Source organism: Acidovorax sp. 99 (genome assembly GCF_003096455.1).
GTDB lineage: Bacteria > Pseudomonadota > Gammaproteobacteria > Burkholderiales > Burkholderiaceae_C > Acidovorax > Acidovorax delafieldii.
Map to the genome: position 1 here is coordinate 4,866,415 of NZ_QEKU01000001.1, position 26,649 is coordinate 4,893,063.

Consider the following 26,649-nt stretch of genomic DNA (forward strand, 5'->3'; position numbering starts at 1 on the left):
CTGCGCCCCAGCGCAGGCTCTTTGCAAAATAGGCCATGTTGTTTGTCTCCTTCGGGGTTTTCAGGAATGGGGCGGGCCTGCAGAACGCATCACACTCGCGCCTGGGACCGACCTCGGCGCCGATTGTGGAAACGCCCGGCCCACAACCCACTATCGCAACCACACCAAAACAGTGACTTCAGAACACCACCCGCGCGTAAACCCTGAGACTGGGGCTTGCCCATGAACCCATTGCCGCAGCGCACCAGCTCTGCCGCCTGGGTGCGCGGCATTGCGGAGCTGTTTGCAGCCGAGGGACTGCCGGTGCAAGCCCTGTGCGCGCAGGCCGACATCGACCTGGAGAGCCTGCAACACCCCCACACCCGCGTGGATGTGGACCGCGTCAGCCGCTTGTGGGAGGCCGCAGCCCAGCACTACGACCGCCCGGGGCTGGGCCTGGACCGCCAGCTGGCCGCGCGCTACGGCAAGCTGGATCTGGTCGGTCACGCACTGGCCTCGGGGCCCAACCTTCTCGAAGGCTTCAGGCACCTGGACCGGCACATGGCGCTGATCTCGGACGCCACCACGTTCTCGATGGAGCGAGACCCACGCGGTTACTGGATGGTGCTCAACCACATCGGCGCCTCGCGCCCCATACCGCGACAGCGGGTGGAGTTTGCGGTGCTGACCCTGCTGACGCTGTGCGATTGGCTCACCCGGCGCGACCTCACGCCCCTGGCCGTGGAGCTGGTCACCCCAGCGCCGGCCGACGACACGCGGCATCGCGCAGCGTTCGGCGTGCCACCCCGCTTTGGCCAGCCGGTGAACCGCTTTCTGATGGCCGAAGCTGACCTGCTGCAACCCATTCCCACCCACAACCCGAACCTTTGGGCGCTGCACGAACAACTGGTGGAGGCCGAGCTGGGACAACTGGGCCCGTTGGGCCAATCGCTGGTCAGCGCCAAGGTGCGCACGGAGATATCGCGCATGCTGCACCTGGGCGAACCCCGGCGCGAGGACGTGGCTGCGCGCCTGCACCTCACCGATCGCACCTTGCAGCGCCGGCTGCAGGCAGAGTCGGTGAGTTTTCAGCAACTGCTGGACGACACCCGCAGCGAGCTGGCCCGCCAATACCTGGCCGACCCGCGCCGCAGCCTGGCCGAGGTGGCGGACCAGCTGGGGTTCAGCGACCAGAGCAACCTGTTTCGGGCCTGCAAGCGCTGGTTTGGCATGCCCCCAGGCCAATACCGCCAGCAGCTGCTGCAGCCTGCGTCAGGCCCGGCCTGCCTGACGGCGGCAGCGTTGTTGTAGCGGTCGCGGTGCAGGCTATCCCCGCCCTGCCATGGCCCTGTGGGCGCCGGGGCATCCGGCCTGCGAGACAATCCAGCCCATGACCCTGACTGCCGACAGCGACGCCCACACCGACCTCGGCCTCGCCTGGGACCACCGCTTTGCCGCGCTGGGCACCGACTTTTTCACCGAACTGCGCCCCACCCCTCTGCCCACGCCCCATTGGGTAGGCACCAGCCCCGCCGTGGCGCAACTGCTCGGGCTGGATGAAACCGCCTTGCGCAGCGATGAGGCCCTGCAGGCCTTCACCGGCAACCGCCTGCTGGCAGGCTCGCGCCCCCTGGCCAGCGTGTACAGCGGACACCAGTTTGGCGTCTGGGCCGGTCAGCTGGGCGATGGGCGCGCCATCTTGCTCGGAGAGACGGCTACGGGGTGGGAGGTCCAGCTCAAGGGTGCAGGCCGCACGCCCTACTCTCGCATGGGCGATGGCCGTGCGGTATTGCGCTCCAGCATCCGGGAGTTTTTGTGCAGCGAAGCCATGCACGGACTGGGTGTGCCGACATCGCGCGCGCTGTGCATCACCGGCTCTCCCGCGCACGTCCGCCGCGAAGAAATCGAGACCGCTGCCGTCGTCACCCGCGTGGCACGCAGCTTTGTGCGTTTTGGTCATTTCGAGCACTTTGCTGCCAACGGCCAGGAGGCCGCGCTGCAAACGCTGGCCGACTACGTCATTGGCCGCTACTACCCCGAATGCCGGGACAGCACCGACCTGGCTGGCAACCCGTACGCCGCCCTGCTGCAGGCCGTGAGCGAGCGCACCGCACGCCTCATGGCGCAATGGCAGGCGGTCGGCTTTTGCCATGGCGTGATGAACACCGACAACATGAGCATCCTGGGCCTGACGATTGACTACGGGCCGTTCCAGTTTCTCGACGCGTTTGTGCCCGGCCACGTGTGCAACCACAGCGACTCGCAAGGCCGTTACGCCTACAACCGCCAGCCCAATGTGGCGTACTGGAACCTGTTTTGCCTGGCGCAGGCGCTGCTGCCCCTGATCGGCGACCAGGAACTGGCCAAGCAGGCCCTGGAGTCTTACAAGACGGTTTTCCCCGAGGCCTTCATGGCCCGCATGCGCGCCAAGCTGGGGCTGCGGGAGGCCAGCGACGGCGATGGCGCGCTCATCGACAGCATCTTGCTGCTGCTGGCCCAGAACCGGGTGGACTACCCCATCTTCTGGCGCCGCCTGTCGCAGGCCGTGGGCACCCAAGACATGGAGCCCGTGCGCGACCTGTTTGCGGACCGCGCAGGCCTTGACCAATGGTTGCTACTATATTCAGAGCATTCGAGGCATATGGATGTAGCGCATCAAGCCGATTTGATGCTCAAAACCAATCCCAAGTTCGTGCTGCGCAACCACCTGGGAGAACAGGCCATCCGTGCGGCGAAACTTGGCGACTTTGGCGAACTCCAAACCCTGCAGCGGCTGCTGGAGCGCCCGTTTGACGAGCACCCCGGGCACGACGCCTACGCCGCCTTCCCGCCCGACTGGGCGTCTTCCATCGAGATCAGCTGTTCATCATGACCCATCCCATCCAGAAGACTGACGCCGAATGGCAAGCCGTACTGCGCGAAAAAGGCGCAGAACCCGTGGCCTTCCAGGTCACGCGCCATGCCGCCACCGAGCGCCCTTTCACCGGCAAGTACGAAGCCCACTGGGCCGACGGCAGCTACCACTGCGTCTGCTGCGGCGCCAAGCTGTTTGACTCGGTCACCAAGTTTGACGCGGGCTGCGGCTGGCCCAGCTTTTCCGAAGCCATCCCCGGCGCCATCACCGAAATCGTGGACCGCAGCCATGGCATGGTCCGCACCGAAACGGTGTGTGCACAATGCGGGGCGCACCTGGGCCATGTGTTTGAAGATGGCCCGGCACCCACCGGGTTGCGGTATTGCATGAACTCGGCCTCGCTGGACTTCGAGTCCGGCGACCGCTGAAGCCCGGGACTCCTTGCTGACTCCATGAAAATTCTGATCGACTTTTTCCCCATCCTGCTGTTCTTCGGGGCCTACAAGTTCTACGGCATCTACGTAGGCACCGCCGTGCTCATGGCGGCCACGGCCTTGCAGATGGCCATCATCTACGCCATCGACCGGCGCCTGCAGACCATGCACAAGGTCACCCTGGTGCTGATCCTGCTGTTTGGCACGCTCACGCTGGTCCTGCAGGACGACCGGTTCATCAAATGGAAACCCACAGTGCTCTATGGCGCTATGTCGGTGGCCCTGGCGGTGGCGCTCTGGGCGCTCAAAAAGAATTTCCTCAAGATGCTGCTGGGCAGCCAGCTGGACTTGCCCGACGCCGTCTGGCAGCGGCTGAACGTGGCCTGGATCATCTACTGCGCCTTCATGTCCGCCATCAACGCGTACGTGGTGATGAACTTCAGCACCGAAGCCTGGGTGGACTTCAAGGTGTGGGGCTATGCGTTTCCGCTGGTCTTCCTGGTGGCCCAGGGCATCTACATTGCGCCCCACCTCAAGGGCGACGAGCCCACCACCTGAACGAGTGTGAAGCCCATGAACTCCATCGCAGACCAGATGCACCAGACACTGGCCGACCGCCTCACCCCCAGCCACCTGGAGGTGCTGGACGAAAGCGCCGCCCACGCAGGCCATGCGGGCGCCAACGGCACGGGATTCGGCACCCATTTTCGGGTGCGAATTTCGTCACCTTTCTTTACAGGACGCTCCCGCGTGGCCCAACACCGCCTTGTGTATGATGCGCTGCAAGAATTTATTGACCAAGGCGTTCACGCCCTCGCCATTGAAGTTCTCTGAGCCGGCCTCAAGTCAACATCTGCCGGATTTCAGTCGGCAAACAACCCCTCATTTTTTGGATTCCGCATGAAGAAACAGCTCCTGTCCGGCCTCGTCGCCGCTGCCGTGCTGGGCACGTTGGCCCTGCCCGTTTCCGCCCAGAATGTCGCCATTGTTAACGGCAAGGCAGTTCCCAAGGAGCGCGTCGAGGCGCTCAAGCAGCAGGTCGAACGCTCGGGCCGCCCCGTGACGCCCGACATCGAAGGCCAGATCAAGGAAGAAGTCATTGCCCGTGAAATCTTCATGCAGGAAGCTCAGAAGCGCGGCCTGGAAACCTCGGCAGACTACAAGGCCCAGCTGGACCTGGCACGCCAGGCCATCCTGATCCGCGAACTGTTCGCCGACTTCCAGAAGACGAACCCCGTCACCGACGCTGAAATCCAGGCCGAATACGACAAGTTCGTGGCAGCCAACAGCGGCAAGGAATACAAGGCCCGCCACATCCTGGTGGAAAAGGAAGCCGACGCCAAGGCCATCATCGCGTCCATCAAGAAGGGCGCCAAGTTTGAAGACATCGCCAAGAAGCAATCCAAGGACCCAGGCTCCGGCGCCAAGGGCGGCGACCTCGACTGGGCCAACCCATCGAGCTACGTGAGCGAGTTCACCGAAGCGCTGGTCAAGCTCGAAAAGGGCAAGATGACCGAAACGCCCGTGAAGAGCCAGTTTGGCTGGCACATCATCCGCCTGGACGATGTGCGCCAGGCAGAGCTGCCCAAGCTCGAAGAAGTCAAGCCCCAAGTGGCGCAGCAACTGCAGCAGCAAAAGCTGGCCAAGTTCCAGGAAGACCTGCGCGCCAAGGCCAAGGTGGAATAAGCCACCCGCCCCCCAGCCGTCATGGCTATAAAAAAACGCGACCTCGGTCGCGTTTTTTTATGGCTCGGCCTGTTTAGCAAGACCCGACAGATCGACGAGGCTCAGGTACGCCCCATCAGCCACACCACAGCCGTCAGCAGGCCGATCATCACCGGTTGGTGGAGCATGTAGTAGCTCAGGCTCCATCGCCCCAGTGTCGCCAGAGGCCGCACCACCACGGGTAGCTGCCATTGCAACCAGCCCCTGCGCGCGCGCATGGCCCATTGACCTGCAGCGAGCCCCCACCAGAGCACACCCAACCATGGCAACACGGGCACATAGTCCTCCGTGAACGGCTTGCGGGACACCAACCCCAGCCAATTCAGGGCTCGCCCATTGAACCAGGGTGCGGCATCGGCCCATACCCCCGCCAGAAGCTGCTGCGCAGCCCACGGCAAGGCCACCGCCACCAGTCCAGCCAGCCACAGCCAGCGCCCCCACCCTGCCGTACAGCGCGCAATGAGCAACATCACCGCCATGCCATGCAGCACACCGAAATAGATGAAGCTGGCCGGAAACATCACAAACGACCCCGCGGACACCAGCAGCGCACACCCGGCGATCTGCACCCAGCGGCGCCCAAACCGGTGCCAGCCCTGTCCCTGATGCAACGCAATGGCCTGGCCCAGTCCCGCGCAAAACAGGAAAAGACTCACGATGAAGGTGCGCTGCGTGGTCCAGAACGGATCCACACGAAAGTTCTGTGACCACAAGCCGAAGTGGCTCAGATCAAAACAGAAGTGGAACACCGTCATCCACACCATGGCGACTCCCCTCAGAGCATCGACCGCGTCGTATCGCTGCACTGCAGGCAGGGCAAGCGCTTCGGACTGGGGCAACGGTACGGCAGCGGCTTTAGAGAGCACAGAGAAGGTCATGGAGATACCAGCAAGCACCGTGCGCGGTAAACGGCAGGGGCGGTGCGAATGGGAGCCAACCGGCGATGGCCACAATGGTACGTAGATTCCGCGAGCCTGCTGGAAACGAAGGCGTGAATAGCCCATTTCCGCTCGCCCCCGAGACCCCGATCGCCTCTGCGTTGAAAGGCACCAGGCGGGGCAAGAAAAAAGGCCCTGCAGCATTTGCTGCAAGGCCTTCAAACATTGGTCGGAGCGGCGGGATTCGAACTCGCGACCCTCTGCTCCCAAAGCAGATGCGCTACCAGGCTGCGCTACGCTCCGACAGCTCGTATTCTAACCCGCCAATTCCCCTGTTTTTGGCTCATCGCCTGCTTTTTTGACTTTTTTTAGAAAGTAGCAGGGCGAAGAGATCGCAGGAGGGAGCGGTCGCGCGAACGCGACGTGGCAAGAGACGAACCAGAAAAAACTATAAAACCGCCTCGGTCTGCCACGGACCGAAAACGGAAAGATCAGCGGCCGGAGGAAGGGCCAGGACCGCGACCGGCGAGGTGGCGGAACGTGATGCGGCCCTTGGTCAGGTCGTAAGGCGACATCTCCAGGGACACTTTGTCACCAGCCAGGATACGGATGTGGTGCTTGCGCATCTTGCCGCCGGTGTAGGCAATCAGTTGGTGGCCGTTGTCCAGCGTGACGCGAAATCGCGAGTCGGGCAAGACTTCCGTGACGGAGCCCTGCATTTCAATGAGTTCTTCTTTGGCCATGTGTTTCTCTATCTCTTCAAAGCAAATGTTCTGTGGTCGGCGCCTGAGCGGTTTTATTGCATTCACCACGGCAGCTGCAGCGTTGTCGAAACTCGACACACGGTGCATGGCGGGCGGTGGGAGTCGCTGCACCCAGGGCGCAGATCAGGCAGAGGGCCGGGAGACGGCTTCAATGAACAGGCGTCAGCGCTGTGCAGAGCCTGTCAATTGTACCGCGACAAGCCGTGTTTTGCCTATGGGACACCCGGTCTGCCCTGTGGCGCGGGCGCAGCGCTCCCAGCCAGATCCTCGAAAACCATCCGCTATCGGCCTTGCACCGCCGAGGCCAGGGTGCGCACGAGGTCGGTCTGGGTGATGATGCCAACGAGGTGATCTACATCATCCACGATGGGAATGTGATGGTGTCCGCCCTGCGAGAAGAGCGGCACGAGGTCCATCGCATGCTGGGCCGAGCGCGCCACCTGGACAGGGTGGGACATGATCTCGCCCACTGCCTGGGGTTGCCCACCACGCCCCATGACCAGTGTGCGCAACCGCTGCCCAAGCCCTTCATGGGTGTCCAGGTTGGCCAGCCGCATGAAGTCGGCCACCGTCACGATACCAATCACCTGGCGCTGCGCATCCACCACCGGCAGCGCCTTGATTTGCTGCAAACGCATCAGAGCCCACGCCTCCTTCAGCGACACGCCGGCCTCCACAGCGTGAGGCGGACTGGACATGATGTCCGCGCAGCGCAACTCTCCCAGGGTTCTCTGGAAAGCAGCACGGCCCGCCAGGTGCAACAACCCCTCTAAATCTGCCCGGCTCACGTCGAGCACCTGGTTGTAATGGGCCAGCGCCGCATCGACATCCGACGCAGTGAAAGCGCCCTGGCTTGTTGCCACCCGCGGCGTGACACGCTGAGGATGCGGGTAGCGACGGCCTGTCAAACCGTTGTAGACCACGGCGGCGATCAACAGGAGTACGACGTTGAACAACACCGGGAATGCCGCAAGGTGCCACCCATCGCCAGAGGTCAACACCACGTACAACGCCATGGCCCCACCCGGAGGATGCAGACAACGCAATGGCACCATGAGCGCGATGGCCAGCCCCACTGCCACCGCACCCGCCAGGGCCTTGTCCGGAATCAACGCAGAGCAGACCGCCCCCACCAGCGCTGACAAGGTGCTGCCACCTAACACAGGCCAGGGCTGCGCCAGCGGGCTGGAGGGCATGCCAAACACCAGTACGGCACTGGCTCCCAGAGAAGCCACCATCCACGGCCCAGTGCCATTCCCCTGGGCCCACCAGCGGCTGAGCCATGCCGTGAGCAGCACACCGATCACCGCGCCCACCACAAAGCGAAGGCGTTCTTTGCCATCAATACCCAGCGGGGCGGGCCAGAAATGCCGCAGCCATTCGGCCAGGCGCGCCACCAATGGCGGCCGGGACGGTACAGAAGGAGAAAGGTCGGAGGGGGAAGAAGGAGGCATACAGAATAAAAATGCGGATGCAACCGCAAGCCGCATCAACTCGGCGCAGACTGGATGGTGGCCGGCTCCGTGCAGTCAACAACACTATCACTCCGCCGGGCCATCTCGCCATATGCGACGGGTCTGATGATCAGTCCACGATTGTGCAGGCAGGGCCATGCTGCAGGAGCGCGAGAGGTCATCGGTCCGTCGGAACAACTCCGGGCACCGGTCGGTGCCGCTACCGCCTCCCTGCTGGAAACTACCTAGAACGCAGGCTCAAATCGGCCACCCGAACCCAAAAAACACGATCTATACTGCACAAAAATTCAATACATGCATTTTAATTCATGTTTCAAAGTTACCCTCTGGCAGCGGCAGCCATCAACGTTCGCAGCCACGTCACGCGGATTCGTCAGGCCTCTAGCAGCGAAGACAGGGAACCCACGGAAGCCACGCCCGATGCACGCGGAACCGCACGCCAGCACCGGTACGGGTAACCCATAGGTATTCACCACCGAACGCTTGCAGTAAATTACTTTAAGCCTAAACAAAGGAGACAAGCCCCATGACCACCCGCCGCCTCGTCATCAGCCGCAGTGCCGCCCTCGTTGGCGCAGCATCCACGGGCCTGCTGCTGCCCTCCATCGTGCGTGCTCAAAGCGGCAAGGTGCGCGTGGGGTTCATGTTGCCCTACACCGGCACCTTTGCCCAGCTGGGCGTGGCCATCGAAAACGGCGTGCGCCTGGCCATCGACCAGCAAGGCGGCAAGCTCGGCGGCCGCGAGATCGAATGGTTCAAGGTCGATGACGAGTCCGAGCCCAGCAAGGGCGTGGAAAACGCCAGCAAGCTGGTCCAGCGTGACAAGGTGGATGTGCTGATTGGCACTGTGCACTCGGGCGTGCAGATGGGCATCCAGAAGGTGGCGCGCGACACCGGTGTGCTCAACCTCATCCCCAATGCGGGCGTGCACGCCGCCACCCGCGCGCTGTGCGCGCCCAATGTATTCCGCACTTCATTCAGCAACTCCCAACCCACCCTGGCGCTGGGCAAGGCCATGGTCGAAAAGGGCCACAAGAAGGCCGTATGGATCACCTGGAAGTACGCTGCTGGTGACGAGGCGTTTGAGGGCTTCAAGGAAAGCTACACCAAGGCCGGCGGCACCATCGTCAAGGAGCTGGGCCTGCCCTTCCCCAACGTCGAATTCCAGGCGCTTCTGACCGAGATCGCGGCCCTCAAGCCTGATGCCGTGGCCTGCTTCTTCGCCGGTGGCGGCGCGGCCAAGTTCATCAAGGACTATGCGGCGGCCGGCCTCAAGGACAAGATTCCGCTGTACGGCTCGGGCTTCCTCACCGAGGGTGTGCTGGACGCTGCAGGCCCCGCGGCCGACGGCATCATCACCACCATGCACTACAGCGATTCGCTGGACACGCCGCGCAACAAGCAGTTCCGCTTGGAATACGCCAAGGCCTTTCGCAGCCAACCCGACGTGTATGCCGTGCAAGGCTACGACACCGGCCTGCTGCTGGTGCAGGGCGCCAACGCGGTCAAGGGCGACCTTTCTGCCAAACCGGCCGTCATCAAGGCGATGGAAAGCGCAGTCATCGACAGCCCACGCGGCAAGTGGACGATGAGCAAGTCGCACAACCCCGTGCAGGACATCTACCTGCGCCGTGTCGAGAACAAGGAAAACAAGGTGATCGGCGTAGCCGCCAAGGCGCTGGCCGACAGCGGCGCCGGTTGCAGGATGGGATAACCCCCTGAGCCGCGCGCCTTCCCCCCGTTCTCGCAGCGCTGCGCGCAGCGGGCAGGGGGATGCAGCCCTCGCTGCAGGGCAGCCCTTGCTCGGCTGCCCTCCATGGGGCCGCGCCAGTTACCAACTCCACGGGTACATCGCCCGCACAAAGTCCCTTTCACCAGTGGCTGCCAGCCACATCGGCAGGCCGCCAACATCACCACATTCATGGACTTCGCCACCTTCCTGATCCAGTTGCTCAACAGCGTGCAATACGGCCTGCTGCTGTTCATGCTGGCGGCCGGGCTCACGCTGATCTTCGGGATCATGGGCGTGGTGAACCTGGCGCACGGCAGCTTTTACATGCTGGGGGCTTACCTCGCGTATTCGCTGTCGGGGCATTTCGGCAGCCTGACACTCGCCATCGTAGGCGGCGCGCTGCTGTCGGTGGTCTTCGGGCTAACGCTCGAATGGCTGCTGTTCCGCCACTTCTACCACCGCGACCACCTGGACCAGGTGCTGCTGACTTTTGGCCTCATCTACATCTTCGAGGAACTGCGCTCCATCCTGTGGGGCGACGATGTGCATGGCGTGCCCATCCCCAAGGTGCTGGACTGGTCGATTCCGCTCACCGACACCCTCTCCTACCCGGTCTATCGGCTGTTCATCTCGGGCGTGTGCATTGCACTGGCGGTGGCGCTGTACCTGCTGATCTCCAAGACCCGCCTGGGCATGAAGATCCGCGCCGGAGCCTTCAACCGCGACATGGCCGAGTCGCTGGGCGTGAACATCAAGCTGATCCATGCCATCGTGTTTGCGCTCGGTGTGGGCTTGGCGGCGGTCGCGGGCATGGTGGCTGCACCCGTATCCAGCGTGTATCCCAACATGGGCTCATCGGTGCTCATCATGTGTTTTGTGGTGGTGGTGATCGGCGGCATCGGCTCGGTACGGGGTGCGCTGATTGCGGCGCTGCTGGTGGGCTTTGTCGATACGTTTGGCAAGGTGTTGCTGCCACAGGCAGCGGGCATGCTGGTCTATATGCTGATGGCGGCGGTGCTGCTGTGGAAACCCGAAGGCCTGTTTAAACAATGACTCCCCCCACGCTCGTCACTTCGTGTATCTCGCTGCCCCCCGAGGGGGCCTTCGCTGCCTTGGGGCGGCCCGGCGGCCGCTCATGAGCACCCCGCGCGCCAATATCGAAGTGCTGCCGCGCAGCGTGCAGTTCGCCCTGGCACTGGGGCTGGCTGCGTTGCTGCTGTTCCCTGTGGTGGGCAGCGACTTTTACGTACAGATGGTCACCCGCATGATGATCATGGCCATCTTTGCAATGAGCCTGGATCTGCTGCAGGGCGTGACCGGACTGGTATCACTGGGCCATGCTGCGTACTTTGGCGTGGCGGGCTACGCCCTGGCCTTTCTCACCCCTGCAGACATGCCGGTCAGCCTGTGGTGGTCGCTGCCGCTGGCCGTGGCTGTGTCCGGCCTGGTGGCACTGGTGATCGGGTTCTTTGTGGTGCGCACCCACGGCATCTACTTCATCATGGTCACCATGGCTTTTGCGCAGATGGTCTTCTACCTGTTCTTCGACAACAAGGTGCTGGGTGGCTCGGACGGGCTGTACATCAACTTCCGGCCCGATGCGTCGCTCTTCGGCTGGCTGCCGTTCGATCTGGAGGGACGCAAGACCTTCTACTACTTCACGCTGGCGCTGGTGGTGCTGGTGTACGTGCTGCTGCGCCGCCTGCTGTGGAGCCCGCTGGGCCGCGCGCTGGCGGGCATCCGAATCAACGAGCACCGCATGCGCGCCATGGGCTTTGGCACACGGGGCTACAAACTCACCGCCTTCACCATCGCCGGGGCGCTAGCAGGCCTGGCGGGTTACCTGTGGGGCGCGCAGACCGGCTATGTGAATCCTGAGCTCATGGGATTTCACATGAGCGCGCACGCCATCATGATGGTCATTCTGGGCGGCATGGGTAACTTTGCAGGCGCCATCGTGGGTGCGTTTGCCTTCGAGTACCTGCTGCACGTGTTCAAGGACATCAGCAAACACTGGCAGCTTCTGATGGGAGGCTTCATCGTGCTGGTGGTGGTAGCCGCGCCGCGCGGGCTGCTGGGCATGTTTGCGCAGCGGAGCGCAGCCAAGGCTTCGGAGGGATCGCACCATGGCTGAAGTCCTGTTGTCTGCACAGAAGGTCACCAAACGCTTCGGCGGCCTGGCTGCCGTCAATGGTGTCTCGGTAGACCTTTGGCGGGGCAAGATCCATGCGGTGATCGGTCCCAATGGCGCTGGCAAGTCCACCCTGACCAACCTGCTCTCGGGCGACCTGACCCCCACCTCGGGCCAGGTGCTGCTGGGCGGCACCAATGTGACCGGCTGGGCACCCGAACGCATCTCGCGCCAGGGCCTGGGCCGCAGCTACCAGAAGACCAACATCTTCCTGCCGCTCACTGTGCACGAAAACGTGCGCCTGGCGGCCCAGTCGCGCGATGCACAGCAGCCCTGGAACCCGTTGCGCTGGTGCCAGGACACCCGCTCGGACACTATCAAAAACAGAGCAACCAGCGCACGTCTTGAAAGCGCTATCGAGCTGTCAGGCCTCAAAGACCGGCGCACGGCCATCGCGGGAGCCATGAGCCACGGCGAGCAGCGCCAGCTCGAAATTGCCATGACCCTGGCCACCGAGCCGCAGGTGCTGCTGCTCGACGAGCCCCTGGCCGGCATGGGCGTGGCCGAGGCCGAACGCATGGTGGAGCTGCTGCAGCGACTCAAGCCTGCGCACGCCATGATGCTGGTCGAGCACGACATGGATGCCGTGTTTGCGCTGGCCGACCGCCTGACGGTGATGGTCAACGGCGAGGTGATTGCGCATGGCACACCGCCCGAGGTGCGTGCCGATGCCACCGTGCAGGCCGCCTACCTGGGGGAGGACCACTGAGATGACCACTCCATGGATCGATGCCAAGGGCATCCACACCTTCTACGGCAGCAGCCACATCCTGCACGGCATTGATTTCACCGTGGGCCGGGGCGAGACCATCGGCCTCATGGGCCGCAACGGCATGGGCAAGAGCACCCTGCTCAAGTCGCTGATGGGCCTGGTCAAGCCCCGCTCAGGCAGTGTGGCCGTGGCGGGCCGCGACATGACTGGCAAGCCTCCCTACGAAGTGGCCCGGCTGGGCATTGCCTACGTGCCCGAGGGCCGTGGGATCTTCGGCAACCTGAGCGTGGTCGAGAACCTGCAGATGGCCGCCCGCGCCGGTACACGCGGCCAGCGCGACTGGACCTACGAGCGCGTGCTGGAGACCTTCCCGCGCCTGAAGGAGCGCCTGGGCCACGGCGGCCAGCAGCTCAGCGGTGGCGAGCAGCAAATGCTCACCATTGGCCGCGCGCTGATGACCAACCCCGACGTGCTCATCCTCGATGAAGCCACCGAGGGCCTGGCGCCGCTGATCGCACGCGAGATCTGGCGCATCTGCAGCCTGATCAAGGACAGCGGCATCAGCAGCGTGATCGTGGACAAGAACTGGAAGCACGTCACGCAGATCACCGACCGCAACGTCATCCTGGTCAAGGGCCAGGTGGTGTTTGACGGCAGCTCGGACGCACTGCATGCGCAGCCCCTGCTGCTGGAGCAGTACCTCGGGGTATGACCCTGTGCGGGCGATGGCGCCCCGCCGATAGAATCGTCCGCTTTCGTCTTTGAGGGGTTCGCCCGTGTCTGATCGCCTGGCAGTTCTGCCGCAATACCTCCTGCCTAAGCAGGCACTGACCACCCTGGCTGGCAAGTTCGCATCGGCCCGCCTTGGCGGCCTCACGACCTCGGTGATCCGCTGGTTTGTGGGCCGCTACAACGTCAACATGGCCGAGGCGGCCAACCCCGACATTGCCAGCTACACGTCGTTCAATGACTTCTTCACGCGGGCGCTGAAGCCCGGCGCCCGCCCGCTGGCCCAGGCCGATTTGATCTGCCCTGTGGACGGTGCGATCAGCCAGTTTGGCCCCATCGCCAAGGACCAGGTTTTCCAGGCCAAGGGGCACACCTACTCCACCACCGCCCTGGTGGGTGGCGATGCGGCCGCCGCAGCCCGTTTTGACAACGGCCACTTCGCCACGCTGTACCTGAGCCCGCGCGACTACCACCGCATCCACATGCCTTGCGCGGGCGAGCTCACGCGCATGGTGCATGTGCCGGGCGACCTGTTTTCGGTCAATCCCACCACGGCACGCGGCGTGCCCGGCCTGTTCGCGCGCAATGAGCGCGTGGTGTGCTTCTTTGAATCGGCCCAGGGTCCGTTCGTGCTGGTACTCGTGGGCGCCACCATCGTGGGCAGCATGGCCACCGTGTGGCATGGGCAGGTGAACCCGCCGCGCACTGGCACGCTGCGGCAGTGGGACTACGCCAAGGGCCAGGTGAGCCTGCAGCAAGGTGAGGAAATGGGCCGCTTCTTGCTCGGCTCCACCGTGGTGATGCTGTTCCCACAGGGGCCGCTGCAGTTCAACCCGCAGTGGTCGCCCACGCGCCCCATCCAGCTGGGCGAGGCGATGGCGCAGTGCACTGGCGGCTGACCTTCAGCCCGTCAGCCCAGTAGCCCTTCGGCCGGGGCGCCGCGCTCACAAACGGTCTGGCGCGCGCGTGAGCCGGAAGGCGGTGGGTGCCAGGTGCAGCGCTTCAGGGTGCACGGGGGATTCATGCCCCACCAGATACACCATGAGAGAGTTTCGGCGCACCACCACATGGCTCACGGTTTCGCGCTGGTGGTTCCATTGCACAAACGCGCCGGGCTTGAACAGGGGCATGTAGTAGTAAGCGGTGGGGTCCATGGGGCGCGGCTCCTCCCGCTACAACGGGCCCTTGCGTAAATGCGGGCCCTGACGGCGGTCCATGGTGGACCGACCAGTTCATACTAGCACCGATCCCTCCCGCCGCGGGGTGCCCATTTCAAACTGATTGCGCTGCCGCAAAGGCCAGCGTGGCCTGCAGCATGCGGCGCAGGTGCGGCTGCACGCCTGCAGCCACATCGGGCAGATAGTCAAACGGCAAGGCTTCTTGCATGTAGCTGCACTGCGTCATCTCCAGCTGCACCGCGTGGATGTTCTGCGCGGGCTGCCCATAGTGGCGCGTGATGTGCCCGCCCTTGAAGCGACCGTTGAGCACTGCGGTGTAGCCCTGGGCCTCTTTGGCGATGGACAACAGCTCCTGCGCCAGCGCCGGATCGCAGCTTTCGCCATTGGCCGTCCCCAGGTTCAGGTCGGTCAGCTTGCCTTCAAAGAAGCGCGGCAGCACCGAGCGGATGGAGTGGGCGTCCCACAGCACCGCCACACCATGCTGCGCACGGATGCGGTCCAGCTCGGCACGCAGTTGCGCGTGGTACGGCACCCAGACGGCGTCGCGGCGCGCGGCCACCTCGGCATCATCGGGCACGTCGCCCCGGGCATAGATGGGCGTGTCGTCAAACGTATCGACCGGGCACAGGCCGGTGACGCTTTGGCCAGGGTAGAGGCTGGTCCCATCGGGCGGGCGGTTCAGATCGACCACATAGCGCGAGTGCGTGGCCACGAGGATGGACGCGCCCAGGTCCTTGGCGAACGCATAGAGGCGCTCCATGTGCCAGTCGGTGTCGGGCACCTGGCGGGCCTCATCGGTGAAGCGCGCAGCCAGCGCTGGCGGCACGTAGGTGCCCGCATGGGGCATCGACACCAGCAGCGGCGCGGTGCCGGGGTAAAGGACAAAAGGAGGTGGAGAGGTATCTGTCATCACAAGCTCAGGGGTAGGAATTCAATCGGACGCGTCAATCGGGTGCAATGGTGGCCGAGCGCGCGGCCACGAACGCATGGGCCGCGGCGTCATGCAGCGTGTGCCGGCCGCTGGCGATGCGCCGCTGCCCCGCCACCCACACGCTGTCGATGGCCGAGGTGCGGTGGCTGCCAAACACATGGGCCGACAACATGCTGTGCGCAGGCAAATCGTGCAGCGCCACGTGCTGCGCATCCAGCGCCACCAGGTCGGCCTGCTGGCCCACGGCGAGGCCACCAATGGCGCGGCCTGCGGCCTGCGCCCCGCCCTGCACGGCCTGCAAGGCCATGGCCGTGGCCACCTCGGGTTGCGCAGCGGTGGCCAGCACATTGCGCTGGCGCAGCGACAGGCGCTGGCCGTATTCCAGCATCAGCAATTCCTCTGCCGCATTCACGCAGGCATGGCTGTCCGAGCCCACGCCCCAGCGCCCGCCGTGCTGCAGCCACAGCGGCATGTCGAAGATGCCATCGCCCAGGTTGGCTTCGGTGGTGGGGCAGATGCCCGCCACGGCGCCCGTGCGCGCTGCGTCCTGGTACTCCTGCGGTGTCATGTGCGTGGCGTGCACCAGACACCAGCGCTCGTCCACGGGGGCGTTCTCCAGCAGCCACTGCACCGGGCGCTGGCCGCTCCAGGCCACGCAGTCATCCACTTCCTGCGTCTGCTCGGCAATGTGGATGTGAATGGGCGCCTGCGCGTTGAGCGCCGTGAGGCCCTGCACCGCAACCTCCAGACTGCTAGGCGGCACCGCGCGCAGCGAGTGCGGCGCCAGCCCCAAAACGGCCGCTTGCGCTTTTGCAGCGGGTGCAAGGCGCTCCAGCAATGAGAGCATGTTGTCCGTGCTGCGAATGAAGCGGGCCTGGTCCGCACGCGGTGGCTTGGCACCAAAACCACTCGTCTGGTACAGCACCGGCAGCAGCGTGATGCCGATGCCCGCATTCTGCGCCGCACGCAGCAGGGCCAGCGAGAGCGTGGCGTCATCGGCATAGGGCGTGCCGTCCTGGTCGTGGTGCACGTAGTGGAACTCGCACACGCTGGTGTAGCCCGCCTCCAGCATCTCCACGTACAGCCAGGTTGCAATGGCCTCCAGCGACTCGGGCGTAATGCGTGCCGCAAAGCGGTACATCAGGTTGCGCCAGCTCCAGAAGCTGTCCTGGCTTTCGCCCCGGTATTCGGTCAGGCCCACAAACGCGCGCTGGAAGGCGTGCGAGTGCAGATTGGGCATGCCGGGCAGCACGGGGCCCGGGGCCATGGCGGCACCATTTGACTGGGCGTTGGGCGTGACGGCAGTGATGCGCCCTGCCCCATCCCATGTGATCAGCACGTTGCGCGCCCAGCCCGTGGGCAGCAGTGCATCGGCGGCGAACAGTTGTTGCGTCATGGCATGACTCCGTGAATGCGCCCTTGCCGCACGATGGTGCAGGCAGGCTTTTGGCCCAGCCAGTAGGCCAGTTCGGCCGCCTCGCCCACGGGCCACAGCACAAAGTTGGCCGGTCTGCCAGATGCGATGAGACCGTGCGTGTCTTGCAGTCCCAGCGCGCGCGCGGCGTGGGTGGTGATGCCGGCCAGCGCCTCGGGCACCGTCAGGCGGAACAGCGTGCAGGCCATGTTGGCCATGAGCAGCAGGCTGAGCGCGGGCGAGGTACCCGGGTTGTGGTCGGTGGAGACAGCCATGGGCACACCCGCTGCGCGCAATGCCGCGATGGGCGGCAGGTGCGTGTCGCGCAGTGTGTAGTAGGCGCCAGGCAGCAGCACGGCCACGGTGCCTGCGGCTTTCATCGCAGCGATGCCGTCGGCCGACAGGTGCTCGATGTGGTCACACGACAGCGCACCGTAGCGCGCAGCGAGTGCCGAGCCGCCCATGTCTGACAGTTGCTCCGCATGCAGCTTGACGGGGATGCCGAGCTTGCGCGCGGCCTGGAAGACCTGCTCGGTCTCGGCCAGCGTGAAGGCGATGCGTTCGCAGAACACATCCACAGCATCCACCAGGCCTTCGGCGGCCAGTGCGGGCAGCATGTCGTTGCAGACGAGGTCGGTGTAGTCCTGGCTGCGCCCGGCGTATTCGGGCGGCAGCGCATGCGCGCCGAGGAAGGTGGTGCGCACCGTGACGCCAAAGGCCTCGCCCAAGCGGCGGGCCACGCGCAGCTGCTTGCGTTCGTGCTCCAGCGCCAGTCCGTAGCCGGACTTGATCTCGATGGCACACACGCCCTCATCCAGCAGCGCCTGCAGGCGCGGCGCGGCCAGGGCAAAAAGCTCGTCTTCGCTGGCCTCGCGCGTGGCGCGCACCGACGACACGATGCCCCCGCCCGCCCTGGCCACCTCTTCATACGTGGCACCCGCCAGCCGCATCGCGAACTCGTTGGCGCGCTGCCCTCCGTACACCAGGTGGGTGTGGCAATCGACCAGGCCGGGGGTGGTGACGGCGCCCCTGCCGTCAATGCGAGGCAAGGCCGCAAAGGCTGCTGGCACCTGGGCCTGCGGGCCCACCCACTGGACGGCGCCGCCCTGCACCACCACACACGCCAGCGTGCCCTCAGGCACCGGCACATCCGTCGCCCACAACGCGGCCACGGGCCGCAGGTTGGTCCACACGCCATCGGCACTGGGTGCGGAAGATGCTGGCGGGACAACGCCCTGCTTGTTGCTACCTGCTGCTGTATTCATGGATTGATTTGCTATTTTTTATATAGCTAATGGAGCATATTCCACTAGCACTTGCAGCCCATTTGACCCAAATTATGGTGCAGAGCCCCTGCGCAAGGCCACCCAGGCCAGCACGGGTGCATCATCGGCAGACCCACCGCTTTCGGTGCGGCGCACAGGGGTGATCGACGGCGCTGCTTCGCCCCCTTCGTTCACCCACCACAGGCCCTGCCCCGCTGCCAGCATCCGCACTTGGTGGGTATCGCAGTCCTCGCATCGCCAGGCGCCCTGCAGCACCATGCACAGGCCCGCTGCAGCCCCTTCAGCGGGCGGCGGGACATCGCGCAGCACCTTCAGGTTCCCGGTCCACTCACCCCGGCGCAGCATCAGGTTGAAGTCGGTGGAAACACCGCCCAGCATGCGGCAGTCCACCGGCTCTTCGCCGGAGAACGCAAACGGCTCCCAGCGGTTCGTCAGCGCGTGCTGCCAATGCCCTTCTGCGCTTTGCAGATGTACGCCATCGCCATCCAGCAACATGATTTGCCGATCCACCCCCACAAACGCCGAGAACGGCCCGGGGCCTGCAATGGTGGCAACGCTCACGCGCCATGCAAAGCTGTCAATGCCCGCGCCGGGCGGCCAGCACGCCAGCTCGCGTGTGCTGCCGCCGCCGTTCTTCCACGGCACTGGGGGCGTGGAGGCCAAGTCCAGAAACTGCTTCACGCGCCTTCACCCTGCGGCACACCGTTCCCGCCCACCAGCAGCGGGAACAGCGGGTGGTCCATGGCTGCCCCAGCGGGCAGCTGGTCCGCCAGCCCCGGGAACTCGGGCGAGGTCTTCCACGGCCTTGGCGCGTGGCGCGTGTCGTCGCCCAAGAACCGCACCGAGAACACGCGGCGCCGGTTGGGCCCCTCCACCCCGCCGGACGCATGCAGCGTGAGCATGTGAAAACACACTACGTCGCCCGGCTTGATCTCCCAGCCCACGATGGGAAAAGCGTCGCGATTGGCCTCGACGTTGGGCAGGTCCTGCAGGCTGCCTTCAGGGAACCACTTGGCCTGGTTGTCCATGAAGGTGCGCGGCATGAGCCACGGCCCCTTGTGCGATCCCGCCACAAACTCCAGCGTGGCCGCACGCGACACTGGATCGACCGGAATCCACATGCTGATGTTCTGCTGGCCGTCAATGTTGTAGTAAGGCTGGTCCTGGTGCCAGGGCGTCTTCTGGCGCGTGCCGGGCTCCTTCACCAGCACATGGTCGTGGTACAGCCGCACAGTGCGTGACTGCATCAGGCGCTGCGCGGCCAGGGCCAGCGGCGTTTCGCGCACAAAGCGGCCAAACTGCGGGATGTCCTGCCAGTTGCAGAAGTCCTCGAAGAAGCGGCCGGGGTCATCCGGCCTGCTGGCCACTTTGGCACGCGGGCTGGGCGCGGCCAGGTTGGCATCGATGCCGTCGCGCAGCAGCGCTACCTCTTCGGGCGTGAGCAGCTGCTTGATGCAGATGGCGCCGTCGCGGTCAAACCGCGCGATGTCGCCGGCGGTCAGGCGCTCCTGCAAGCGCTGTTGAAAGTGCTGTTGTTGGCTCAGGTCACTGGCAGGTGAAACCGGGTGCATACGAGCTGTCTCCTTGTAGGCTATTGACCGTTGTCGTCCATCACGCACACCCAGCCTCAGGCGCGCGTGAGCACCGCCTGCAGAAAGGAGCGCGTGCGCTCCTGCGTGGGGTTGGTGAAGATGGTGGCAGGCTGGCCGGACTCAATGATCCCGCCGCCGTCCATCACCACCACCACGTCGCCCACCTCGCGTGCAAAGTCCATCTCGTGCGTGACCACCATCATGGTCATGCCTTCGCTGGCCAGCAGCTTCATGACCTGCAGCACCTCGCCCACGAGCTCCGGGTCCAGCGCCGACGTGGGCTCGTCGAACAGCATCACGCGCGGCTCCATGGCCAGTGCGCGGGCAATGGCCACGCGCTGCTTTTGCCCGCCCGACAGGCTGGCAGGCATGGCCAAAGCCTTGTGCGCCAGGCCCACCTTGGTCAGCAGGGCCTGTGCGCGCTCTTCGGCGTCCTTGCGCGAGAGGCCGCGCAGCTTGCGCGGGCCCAGCGTGACGTTGTCGAGCACCGAAAGGTGCGGAAACAGGTTGAACGACTGAAACACCATGCCCACCTCTTCGCGCAGGGCGTTCAGGTCATGGTCGGGCAGCATGCGGCCGTCCTGCACCAGCGTGCGTCCGCAAATTTCCACGGTGCCGCCCTCGGACTGCTCCAGCCCGTTGCAGCAGCGCAAAAAGGTGCTCTTGCCCGAGCCGCTGGGCCCGATGACCACCACCACCTGCGACGGCAGCACGTCAAAGTCGATGCCGTTCAGCACCACGTGGTTGCCAAACGACTTGCGCAGTCCGCGAATGCGCACGATCGGCTCGGCGGATGGGCTTGCTCCGGTCATCACAGAATTTTTCTTCATTGCACCATCCCCCCGGCGCGCAGGCGCAGCTCCATGCGGCGCAGCACCAACGAAGTGACACCCGTGAGGATGAAATACACCACCGCAATCGCCAGGTACACCTCCAGCGAGCGGTACGACACGCTGATGATCTTCTGCCCTTCGTGCATCAGGTCGTGGATGGTGAGCAGCGACACCAGCGCCGAGTTCTTGATCAGCGCGATGAACTCATTGCCCAGTGGCGGAATCATGCGCACCACGGCCTGCGGCAGCACCACGGTGCGCATGGCCAGGCCCGAGGACATGCCGATGGAACGCGCCGCCTCCATCTGTCCCTTGTCAATGGACTGGATGGCGCCGCGCACCACCTCGGACACATAGGCGCCCGAATAGATGCCCAGGCCGATCACGCCGCACACAAAAGCGGGCAGCAGGATGCCGAACTGCGGCAGGCCAAAGAACAGGATGAACAGCTGCACCAGCAGCGGCGTGCCCCGGATGGCGGCCACGTAGGCGGTGCACAGGGCGTAGACCACGCGGCGCTTGGGGTTCAGGCGGCCAATGCCCACCAGCAGGCCCATGACGCAGCCCAGCAGCAGCGAGGCAGCCGTGATTTCCACAGTGACCAGCGCACCCGCCAGCAACTGGGGGAGTCCGGCCCAGACAGGAGAAAAATCGAGTTCCATGGCTCAGTTCGGCAACGTGTGGCTGCGGTTTACTTGGCAGCGCTGTTGCTGAACCACTTCTTGACGATGGCCGCATAGGTGCCATCGGCCTTGAGCTTGGTGATGGCACCGTTGACGGCCTTCGTCAGCTCAGGCGTGTCCTTGCGCAGGGCCATGCCGTACTCTTCGGTGGTGAGCTGCTCGTCGAGCACGCGCAGGCCGGGACGGGTGCGCACATACTGGAACGCGGCGGGCTTGCCGGTCACGGCAGCGTCGGCGCGGCCGATGTCCACCAGGTTGAACATCTCCTGGTTCTTCTCGACCTCGACACGCTGCACCTTGGGGAATTTCTCGGTCAGGTACGCCACCGACTTGGTGCCCACCTGCACGCTGACCTTCTTGCCGTCCAGGTCGGCCAGCTTGTTGATGGCCTTGTTGTCGGCCTTCACCATCACCACCAGGCCGCCGGCATAGTAGGAGTCGGTGAAGTCCACCACCTTCTTGCGCTCGTCGGTGATGTAGATGGCCGAGACCGCCATGTCAAAACGCTTCGAGATCAGGCCGGGAATCAGGCCCTTGAAGTCGATGTCCACCCACTCGACCTGCTTGCCCATGGTCTTGGCGATGGCCTCCACCAGCTCGATGTCGAAGCCCGTGCGTTTTCCGTTTTCGACAAACTCCATGGGCGGGAAAGTGGCATCAGTGCCCACACGCAGGACGTTGTCCTGGGCCTGTGCACCCGTGGTGCAGAAGACTGCGGCGGCCAGGCTGGCCAGAAGAAGGTTGCGGCGAAGGTTCATGGGGAAAGCTCTTGAGGAGGGGTGAGGGAAATCAGGGAGAAGTGAGTTGGCGGGAGATGCGCGCTGCAGCGACGACGGCCATGCCGGTGAGTGCGGTCTCCTGCCCCTGGGCCCGCAAGATCGGGGCCATCAGGGTGATGGCTCCGGCGGCCTGCCGGGGAGAACCGAACACGGGCACGCTGACGCCCCAGACACCGGCATCCACTTCGCCGGAGCTGACGGCGTAACCCGCCTTGGCAATGCCTTCCAGCTCGGTCAGCGCCGCCTGGCGCTCAGCAGTGTCTGCGCCGTAGTGCAGGTCCAGAATGGCATTGCGCGTGGCCGGGGCCACGTGGGCAAGCAGGCACTTGGCGGAGGCCCCCGCGCGCAGCGGCACGCTGCGCCCTTTTTCAAACGAGCAGCGCAGGGCCTGCGTGCTGTCCACCATGTCCAGGCACACCACGCTGTCATTCACGGCCACCACCAGCCCCACGCTCTCGTGGGACTGCCGGGCCAGGGCCTGCATGTCCGGCCGCGCGTGGTGCACCAGATGCGACGCCATGTCAAAGCCCAGCGCCAGTTGCAGGCTGAGCGGCCCGGGCGCGTAGTGCCCGCTGCTCTCCAGCACAAAGCCCCACAGCTTGAGCCGCGCCAGCTGCCGGTACAGCGTGCTGCGCGCCAGGCCCGTGGCCTCCACCAGCTCGACAGCCGACATGGGCTGCCCGTGCTGTGCCAGCACCGCCAGCACGTGCAGAACACGGTCGGCGGCGGCAACGGAGGTGGGTCCACGGGTGGGCATGGACTCAGTATCAAAGGATTGCAGCGGCATTCAAACCCAACATTCCCAACGAATGGGAATGCAGTTCCCTTTTTTCACATTCCTGTCATTCCCTCCCTCGCCCCTTCACTTCACCATGGGCAGCTTCAGGCCCTGCTTCTTGGCCGTTTCCACCGCCAGCTCGTAGCCCGCGTCGGCATGGCGCATCACGCCGCTGCCGCAGTCGTTGACCAGCACATTGGCAAGGCGCTGGGCCGCGGCTTCAGTGCCGTCGGCCACGATGACCATGCCCGAGTGCTGCGAGTAACCCATGCCCACGCCCCCGCCGTGGTGCAGGCTGACCCAGGTGGCGCCGCCCGAGGTGTTGAGCAGCGCGTTGAGCAGCGGCCAGTCGCTCACGGCGTCGGTGCCGTCGCGCATGCCCTCGGTCTCACGGTTGGGGCTGGCCACGCTGCCGGTGTCCAGGTGGTCGCGGCCGATGACGATGGGGGCCTTGAGCTCGCCGTTCTTCACCATCTCATTGAAGGCCAGGCCCGCAATGTGGCGCTCGCCCAGGCCCAGCCAGCAGATGCGCGCCGGCAGGCCCTGGAAGGCAATGCGCTCGCCCGCCATGTCGAGCCAGCGGTGCACGTGTTTGTTCTCGGGGAACAGCTCCTTGATCTTGGCGTCGGTCTTGCGGATGTCTTCCGGGTCGCCCGACAGGGCCACCCAGCGGAATGGGCCCTTGCCTTCGCAGAACAGCGGACGGATGTAGGCGGGCACAAAGCCGGGGAAGTCGAACGCGTCCTTCACGCCTTCGTCAAACGCCACCTGGCGGATGTTGTTGCCGTAGTCCACCACGGGGATACCCATGTGCTGGAAGTCGAGCATGGCTTGCACATGCGCCGCACAGGACTTGGCGGCGGCCTTTTTCAGCACCTCATGCTGGGTCACATCCTGCTGCGCAGCGCGCCACTGCGCCACCGTCCAGCCGGCGGGCAGGTAGCCGTTGACGAGGTCGTGTGCCGAGGTCTGGTCGGTGACCAAGTCGGGCTTCAAGCCACCGGCCTTGGCGCGGCGCACCAGCTCGGGCAGGATCTCTGCGGCGTTGCCCAGCAGGGCAATCGACACGGCCTCTTTGGCCGCCGTGTGCTGCTGGATCAGCTCGAACGCATGGTCGATGTCACGCGCCTGCTTGTCCACATAGCGTGTGCGCAGGCGGAAGTCGATGCTGCTTTGCTGGCATTCGATGTTGAGCGACACCGCGCCCGCAAAGGTAGCGGCCAGCGGCTGCGCGCCGCCCATGCCGCCCAGGCCAGCGGTCAAGATCCAGCGCCCTTCGAGCGAGCCGCCAAAGTGCTTGCGACCCGCCTCGGCAAAGGTCTCGTACGTGCCTTGCACGATGCCTTGCGTGCCGATGTAGATCCAGCTGCCGGCCGTCATCTGGCCGTACATGAACAGGCCCTTCTGGTCCAGCTCGCTGAAGTGTTCCCAGTTGGCCCACTTGGGCACCAGGTTGGAGTTGGCCAGCAGCACGCGCGGCGCGTTGGCATGGGTCTTGAACACGCCCACGGGCTTGCCGGACTGAATGAGCAGGGTCTCGTCGTCATTCAGGTCCTTGAGCGAGGCGAGGATCTGGTCAAAACACTCCCAGTTGCGCGCGGCACGGCCAATGCCGCCGTACACCACCAGGTCCTGCGGGCGCTCGGCCACCTCGGGGTCGAGGTTGTTCTGGATCATGCGGTAGGCGGCCTCGGTGAGCCAGCTTTTGCAAGTGAGCTGGCTGCCGCGCGGCGCGCGGATCACGCGGCTGGCGTCGTGGCGGGGGTCAGTGTTGGAGGCGGCGGCGATGATGGCGTCGTTGGCGTTCATGGTGGGCTCCTGTGAATCAATGGGGTACGCGTAGAGAAAATCAGGCGAAGCTGGGCAGGCACTGGGTGAGCGCTGCAGGCCAGGTGGACTGCTGGGCCCATGCGCGCATGGCTTCGATGTCGGGGGCGAGGTAACGGTCCTGCTCCAGGTAGGCCACGCGCTCGCGGATGGCGGCGAATTGCGCTTCGATGAGCGGAGAGGATTTCAGGGTGCGGTCGAATTCCATGCCCTGCGCAGCGGCCATGGCCTCGATGCCGACCATCACCGCCGCATTGCGCACCATGTCGCCCAGGCGCCGCGCGCCGTAGGTGGCCATGGAGACATGGTCCTCCTGGTTAGCCGATGTCGGCAGGCTGGTCACGCTGCTGGGGTTGGCCAGGCACTGGTTCTCGGCCGCCAATGCGGCGGCGGTGACCTGGGCGATCATGAAGCCCGAGTTCACGCCGCTGTCGAGGATCAGGAAGGCGGGCAGACCCGAGAGGCCCGGGTCCAGCAGCAGCGACAGGCGGCGCTCGGAAATGGCGCCGATCTCGGCCACGGCCAGCGCGATGATGTCGGCCACAAAGGCCACGGGCTCGGCGTGGAAGTTGCCGCCGGAAATCACGTCCCCGTTGTCGAACACCAGGGGGTTGTCGGATGCCGCATTGGCCTCAATGGTCAGCACGCGCGCAGCGTGGTGCAGGTTGTCCAGGCACGCGCCCATCACCTGTGGCACGCAGCGGATGGAATACGGGTCTTGCACGCGGCCACAGTTGGGGTGCGAGGGGTCGATGGCGCTGCCGTCCAGCAGCGCGCGCACGGCGGCAGCCACTGCGATCTGCCCGGCCTGGCCGCGTGCTTCGTGGATGCGTGCATCAAACGGCTTGACCGAGCCCTTGATGGCTTCAAGCGAAAGGCAACCGGCAACCAGTGCGGCAGCAAACACGCTCTCGGCGCCGAACAACCCGGCCAGCGCCAGCGCGGTGGACACCTGTGTGCCGTTGAGCAGCGCCAGCCCTTCCTTGGGGCCCAGCACAAAGGGCTGCAGGCCGATGGAACGCATGGCCTCGGCACCGGGCACCACCTTGCCATCTACCTTGGCCTGCCCTTCCCCAATCAGCACGCAGGCCATGTGCGCCAGCGGCGCCAGGTCGCCGGATGCCCCCACCGAGCCCTTGGCCGGGATCACCGGCAGCACGTTGGCGTTGGCCAGGGCCAGCAGCGCATCCACCAGCTCGGGCCGCACGCCCGAGTGGCCGCGCGCCAGGCTCACGGCCTTGGTCGCGAGGATGAGGCGCACCACATCGTCGGGCAGCGGGTCCCCCGTGCCCACGCTGTGCGACAGCACCAGGTTGCGCTGCAGTTCGGCCAAGCGCTCGTGCGCAATCTTGGTGCTGGCCAGCTTGCCAAAGCCGGTGTTGATGCCATAGACGACCTGGTCTTCATCAACAATGCGCTGCACCGTGGCCAGGGACTTCTGCAAACCCGCGCGGGCCGACGCATCGAGCACCAGTTGCACAGGGCCCGCGTGGATGCGGCGCAGCTCGGCCAGCGTGACGCGGCCGGGGTGCAGGGTGAGGGATGAAGCGTTGTGTGTCATGGCGTTGATCCTGTATATACAAGTAGGTACAAGCAAAAAATAAACAGCGTTAATTTGTTCTTCAAATCCTATTAGCCAATCCCGCAACGGGTGAAACTGTCAGGGCACCCGCGAGAGACGCCGAGCAAGGGCCGCCCCGCAGCGAAGGTGTCGTCCCCCTTGAGGGGGAAGGCGCGAAGCGACTTGTATCTTCCATCCGACCCTCGCGGTAAAGTTTGATTGCCCTTTTGGGGGTAGCCAGACCGGTCCGTGCAGTTTGGTAGCGACTGGGGTGTTCGAGCCCGTCCCTGAGTACATAACGCACGGCTGCCGCG

Annotated in this window: 27 protein-coding genes and 1 tRNA gene; 12 read left to right on the top strand and 16 right to left on the bottom strand. The window is 64.9% G+C overall.

Annotation, left to right across the window (positions count from 1 at the left end):
* Window positions 1-222: 222 nt before the first annotated feature.
* The 6 genes from C8C95_RS22320 to C8C95_RS22345 all read left to right on the top strand — a co-directional run bounded on the left by C8C95_RS22320 (window position 223) and on the right by C8C95_RS22345 (window position 4,953).
* Window positions 223-1,290, top strand: coding sequence for an AraC family transcriptional regulator (locus tag C8C95_RS22320; RefSeq protein WP_056063535.1), 1,068 nt, complete (start codon window positions 223-225; stop codon window positions 1,288-1,290).
* Window positions 1,291-1,369: 79 nt separating this feature from the next.
* Window positions 1,370-2,851, top strand: a complete 1,482-nt coding sequence (locus C8C95_RS22325) for a protein adenylyltransferase SelO (RefSeq protein ID WP_116750031.1) — start codon at window positions 1,370-1,372, stop codon at window positions 2,849-2,851.
* Window positions 2,848-3,261, top strand: coding sequence for a peptide-methionine (R)-S-oxide reductase MsrB (msrB, locus tag C8C95_RS22330; RefSeq protein ID WP_056063540.1), 414 nt, complete (start codon window positions 2,848-2,850; stop codon window positions 3,259-3,261). Before C8C95_RS22325 ends, msrB begins: the two co-directional genes overlap by 4 nt.
* 24 nt (window positions 3,262-3,285) lie before the next feature.
* Window positions 3,286-3,825 (top strand): septation protein A, encoded by a 540-nt coding sequence (locus tag C8C95_RS22335; protein ID WP_116750032.1) that lies wholly within the window; start codon window positions 3,286-3,288, stop codon window positions 3,823-3,825.
* A 15-nt stretch (window positions 3,826-3,840) separates the two neighbouring features.
* A complete protein-coding gene (locus C8C95_RS22340) occupies window positions 3,841-4,101 on the top strand; it encodes a BolA family protein (RefSeq protein WP_056746271.1) in 261 nt (86 codons plus the stop codon).
* 66 nt (window positions 4,102-4,167) lie between these two features.
* Entirely contained in the window at window positions 4,168-4,953 is a 786-nt protein-coding gene (locus C8C95_RS22345) for a peptidylprolyl isomerase (RefSeq protein ID WP_056063551.1), read from the top strand.
* A gap of 101 nt (window positions 4,954-5,054) precedes the next feature.
* Here the strand turns inward: C8C95_RS22345 and C8C95_RS22350 are convergent, their stop codons facing one another.
* The 4 genes from C8C95_RS22350 to C8C95_RS22365 all read right to left on the bottom strand — a co-directional run bounded on the left by C8C95_RS22350 (window position 5,055) and on the right by C8C95_RS22365 (window position 8,088).
* Window positions 5,055-5,870, bottom strand: a complete 816-nt coding sequence (locus tag C8C95_RS22350; RefSeq protein WP_165836562.1) for a heparan-alpha-glucosaminide N-acetyltransferase — start codon at window positions 5,868-5,870, stop codon at window positions 5,055-5,057.
* Between the two features lie 226 nt (window positions 5,871-6,096).
* A tRNA-Pro gene (locus C8C95_RS22355) sits at window positions 6,097-6,173 on the bottom strand.
* Window positions 6,174-6,361: 188 nt separating this feature from the next.
* Entirely contained in the window at window positions 6,362-6,613 is a 252-nt protein-coding gene (gene infA, locus C8C95_RS22360; protein ID WP_116750034.1) for a translation initiation factor IF-1, read from the bottom strand.
* A gap of 302 nt (window positions 6,614-6,915) precedes the next feature.
* Window positions 6,916-8,088 (bottom strand): HPP family protein, encoded by a 1,173-nt coding sequence (locus C8C95_RS22365; protein ID WP_116750035.1) that lies wholly within the window; start codon window positions 8,086-8,088, stop codon window positions 6,916-6,918.
* A 547-nt stretch (window positions 8,089-8,635) separates the two neighbouring features.
* On the opposite strand from C8C95_RS22365, the gene C8C95_RS22370 reads away from it, so the two are divergent.
* The 6 genes from C8C95_RS22370 to asd all read left to right on the top strand — a co-directional run bounded on the left by C8C95_RS22370 (window position 8,636) and on the right by asd (window position 14,372).
* Complete coding sequence (locus C8C95_RS22370) at window positions 8,636-9,823, top strand: ABC transporter substrate-binding protein (RefSeq protein WP_015014404.1); 1,188 nt, start codon at window positions 8,636-8,638, stop codon at window positions 9,821-9,823.
* A gap of 207 nt (window positions 9,824-10,030) precedes the next feature.
* Window positions 10,031-10,894 carry a branched-chain amino acid ABC transporter permease gene (locus tag C8C95_RS22375; RefSeq protein ID WP_116750036.1) on the top strand — a complete coding sequence of 288 codons (864 nt, stop codon included), beginning with the start codon at window positions 10,031-10,033 and terminating at the stop codon, window positions 10,892-10,894.
* An 82-nt stretch (window positions 10,895-10,976) separates the two neighbouring features.
* A complete protein-coding gene (locus tag C8C95_RS22380) occupies window positions 10,977-11,975 on the top strand; it encodes a branched-chain amino acid ABC transporter permease (RefSeq protein WP_056063564.1) in 999 nt (332 codons plus the stop codon).
* Complete coding sequence (locus C8C95_RS22385; RefSeq protein WP_116750037.1) at window positions 11,968-12,741, top strand: ABC transporter ATP-binding protein; 774 nt, start codon at window positions 11,968-11,970, stop codon at window positions 12,739-12,741. Before C8C95_RS22380 ends, C8C95_RS22385 begins: the two co-directional genes overlap by 8 nt.
* Before the next feature lies 1 nt (window position 12,742).
* Window positions 12,743-13,456 (top strand): ABC transporter ATP-binding protein, encoded by a 714-nt coding sequence (locus C8C95_RS22390; RefSeq protein WP_116750038.1) that lies wholly within the window; start codon window positions 12,743-12,745, stop codon window positions 13,454-13,456.
* A 64-nt stretch (window positions 13,457-13,520) separates the two neighbouring features.
* On the top strand, window positions 13,521-14,372 hold the full coding sequence (gene asd, locus C8C95_RS22395) for an archaetidylserine decarboxylase (RefSeq protein WP_099730452.1): 852 nt from the start codon (window positions 13,521-13,523) through the stop codon (window positions 14,370-14,372).
* 45 nt (window positions 14,373-14,417) lie between these two features.
* Here asd and C8C95_RS22400 read toward each other — a convergent pair whose 3' ends face one another.
* The 12 genes from C8C95_RS22400 to hutH form a co-directional block, all read right to left on the bottom strand.
* On the bottom strand, window positions 14,418-14,627 hold the full coding sequence (locus tag C8C95_RS22400) for a hypothetical protein (RefSeq protein ID WP_056063577.1): 210 nt from the start codon (window positions 14,625-14,627) through the stop codon (window positions 14,418-14,420).
* 118 nt (window positions 14,628-14,745) lie between these two features.
* Window positions 14,746-15,561, bottom strand: a complete 816-nt coding sequence (hutG, locus tag C8C95_RS22405) for an N-formylglutamate deformylase (RefSeq protein ID WP_116750039.1) — start codon at window positions 15,559-15,561, stop codon at window positions 14,746-14,748.
* Between the two features lie 34 nt (window positions 15,562-15,595).
* The gene (locus tag C8C95_RS22410; protein WP_116750040.1) at window positions 15,596-16,978 is read right to left on the bottom strand and encodes a formimidoylglutamate deiminase; all 1,383 of its coding nucleotides are present in this window, start codon (window positions 16,976-16,978) and stop codon (window positions 15,596-15,598) included.
* Entirely contained in the window at window positions 16,975-18,261 is a 1,287-nt protein-coding gene (hutI, locus tag C8C95_RS22415; protein ID WP_116750041.1) for an imidazolonepropionase, read from the bottom strand. Before hutI ends, C8C95_RS22410 begins: the two co-directional genes overlap by 4 nt.
* 72 nt (window positions 18,262-18,333) lie before the next feature.
* The gene (locus tag C8C95_RS22420) at window positions 18,334-18,963 is read right to left on the bottom strand and encodes a HutD family protein (protein ID WP_116750042.1); all 630 of its coding nucleotides are present in this window, start codon (window positions 18,961-18,963) and stop codon (window positions 18,334-18,336) included.
* Complete coding sequence (locus C8C95_RS22425) at window positions 18,960-19,853, bottom strand: phytanoyl-CoA dioxygenase family protein (protein WP_116750043.1); 894 nt, start codon at window positions 19,851-19,853, stop codon at window positions 18,960-18,962. Before C8C95_RS22425 ends, C8C95_RS22420 begins: the two co-directional genes overlap by 4 nt.
* 56 nt (window positions 19,854-19,909) lie before the next feature.
* Complete coding sequence (locus C8C95_RS22430) at window positions 19,910-20,686, bottom strand: amino acid ABC transporter ATP-binding protein (RefSeq protein ID WP_116750423.1); 777 nt, start codon at window positions 20,684-20,686, stop codon at window positions 19,910-19,912.
* 14 nt (window positions 20,687-20,700) lie between these two features.
* Entirely contained in the window at window positions 20,701-21,369 is a 669-nt protein-coding gene (locus C8C95_RS22435; protein ID WP_010465675.1) for an amino acid ABC transporter permease, read from the bottom strand.
* Window positions 21,370-21,398: 29 nt separating this feature from the next.
* A complete protein-coding gene (locus C8C95_RS22440) occupies window positions 21,399-22,148 on the bottom strand; it encodes a glutamine ABC transporter substrate-binding protein (protein WP_116750044.1) in 750 nt (249 codons plus the stop codon).
* Between the two features lie 31 nt (window positions 22,149-22,179).
* Window positions 22,180-22,926 carry an IclR family transcriptional regulator gene (locus tag C8C95_RS22445; protein WP_243415756.1) on the bottom strand — a complete coding sequence of 249 codons (747 nt, stop codon included), beginning with the start codon at window positions 22,924-22,926 and terminating at the stop codon, window positions 22,180-22,182.
* Window positions 22,927-23,031: 105 nt separating this feature from the next.
* Window positions 23,032-24,756, bottom strand: a complete 1,725-nt coding sequence (hutU, locus tag C8C95_RS22450; RefSeq protein ID WP_116750046.1) for a urocanate hydratase — start codon at window positions 24,754-24,756, stop codon at window positions 23,032-23,034.
* Window positions 24,757-24,796: 40 nt separating this feature from the next.
* The gene (gene hutH / locus C8C95_RS22455) at window positions 24,797-26,335 is read right to left on the bottom strand and encodes a histidine ammonia-lyase (RefSeq protein WP_108497400.1); all 1,539 of its coding nucleotides are present in this window, start codon (window positions 26,333-26,335) and stop codon (window positions 24,797-24,799) included.
* Window positions 26,336-26,649 lie beyond the last annotated feature (314 nt).

What these genes read in the sequence shown, in the direction of transcription:
- hutU (WP_116750046.1), bottom strand. Translation starts at nt 24,756, where the DNA reads ATGAACGCCAACGACGCCATCATCGCCGCCGCCTCCAACACTGACCCC.
- C8C95_RS22425 (WP_116750043.1), bottom strand. Translation starts at nt 19,853, where the DNA reads ATGCACCCGGTTTCACCTGCCAGTGACCTGAGCCAACAACAGCACTTT.
- C8C95_RS22340 (WP_056746271.1), top strand. Translation starts at nt 3,841, where the DNA reads ATGAACTCCATCGCAGACCAGATGCACCAGACACTGGCCGACCGCCTC.
- C8C95_RS22370 (WP_015014404.1), top strand. Translation starts at nt 8,636, where the DNA reads ATGACCACCCGCCGCCTCGTCATCAGCCGCAGTGCCGCCCTCGTTGGC.
- C8C95_RS22385 (WP_116750037.1), top strand. Translation starts at nt 11,968, where the DNA reads ATGGCTGAAGTCCTGTTGTCTGCACAGAAGGTCACCAAACGCTTCGGC.
- C8C95_RS22350 (WP_165836562.1), bottom strand. Translation starts at nt 5,870, where the DNA reads ATGACCTTCTCTGTGCTCTCTAAAGCCGCTGCCGTACCGTTGCCCCAG.
- C8C95_RS22365 (WP_116750035.1), bottom strand. Translation starts at nt 8,088, where the DNA reads ATGCCTCCTTCTTCCCCCTCCGACCTTTCTCCTTCTGTACCGTCCCGG.
- C8C95_RS22390 (WP_116750038.1), top strand. Translation starts at nt 12,743, where the DNA reads ATGACCACTCCATGGATCGATGCCAAGGGCATCCACACCTTCTACGGC.
- hutI (WP_116750041.1), bottom strand. Translation starts at nt 18,261, where the DNA reads ATGAATACAGCAGCAGGTAGCAACAAGCAGGGCGTTGTCCCGCCAGCA.
- C8C95_RS22345 (WP_056063551.1), top strand. Translation starts at nt 4,168, where the DNA reads ATGAAGAAACAGCTCCTGTCCGGCCTCGTCGCCGCTGCCGTGCTGGGC.
- C8C95_RS22445 (WP_243415756.1), bottom strand. Translation starts at nt 22,926, where the DNA reads ATGCCCACCCGTGGACCCACCTCCGTTGCCGCCGCCGACCGTGTTCTG.
- infA (WP_116750034.1), bottom strand. Translation starts at nt 6,613, where the DNA reads ATGGCCAAAGAAGAACTCATTGAAATGCAGGGCTCCGTCACGGAAGTC.
- C8C95_RS22375 (WP_116750036.1), top strand. Translation starts at nt 10,031, where the DNA reads ATGGACTTCGCCACCTTCCTGATCCAGTTGCTCAACAGCGTGCAATAC.
- C8C95_RS22335 (WP_116750032.1), top strand. Translation starts at nt 3,286, where the DNA reads ATGAAAATTCTGATCGACTTTTTCCCCATCCTGCTGTTCTTCGGGGCC.
- C8C95_RS22380 (WP_056063564.1), top strand. Translation starts at nt 10,977, where the DNA reads ATGAGCACCCCGCGCGCCAATATCGAAGTGCTGCCGCGCAGCGTGCAG.
- C8C95_RS22400 (WP_056063577.1), bottom strand. Translation starts at nt 14,627, where the DNA reads ATGGACCCCACCGCTTACTACTACATGCCCCTGTTCAAGCCCGGCGCG.
- C8C95_RS22435 (WP_010465675.1), bottom strand. Translation starts at nt 21,369, where the DNA reads ATGGAACTCGATTTTTCTCCTGTCTGGGCCGGACTCCCCCAGTTGCTG.
- C8C95_RS22430 (WP_116750423.1), bottom strand. Translation starts at nt 20,686, where the DNA reads ATGACCGGAGCAAGCCCATCCGCCGAGCCGATCGTGCGCATTCGCGGA.
- C8C95_RS22410 (WP_116750040.1), bottom strand. Translation starts at nt 16,978, where the DNA reads ATGACGCAACAACTGTTCGCCGCCGATGCACTGCTGCCCACGGGCTGG.
- C8C95_RS22440 (WP_116750044.1), bottom strand. Translation starts at nt 22,148, where the DNA reads ATGAACCTTCGCCGCAACCTTCTTCTGGCCAGCCTGGCCGCCGCAGTC.
- C8C95_RS22325 (WP_116750031.1), top strand. Translation starts at nt 1,370, where the DNA reads ATGACCCTGACTGCCGACAGCGACGCCCACACCGACCTCGGCCTCGCC.
- msrB (WP_056063540.1), top strand. Translation starts at nt 2,848, where the DNA reads ATGACCCATCCCATCCAGAAGACTGACGCCGAATGGCAAGCCGTACTG.
- hutH (WP_108497400.1), bottom strand. Translation starts at nt 26,335, where the DNA reads ATGACACACAACGCTTCATCCCTCACCCTGCACCCCGGCCGCGTCACG.
- C8C95_RS22320 (WP_056063535.1), top strand. Translation starts at nt 223, where the DNA reads ATGAACCCATTGCCGCAGCGCACCAGCTCTGCCGCCTGGGTGCGCGGC.
- hutG (WP_116750039.1), bottom strand. Translation starts at nt 15,561, where the DNA reads ATGACAGATACCTCTCCACCTCCTTTTGTCCTTTACCCCGGCACCGCG.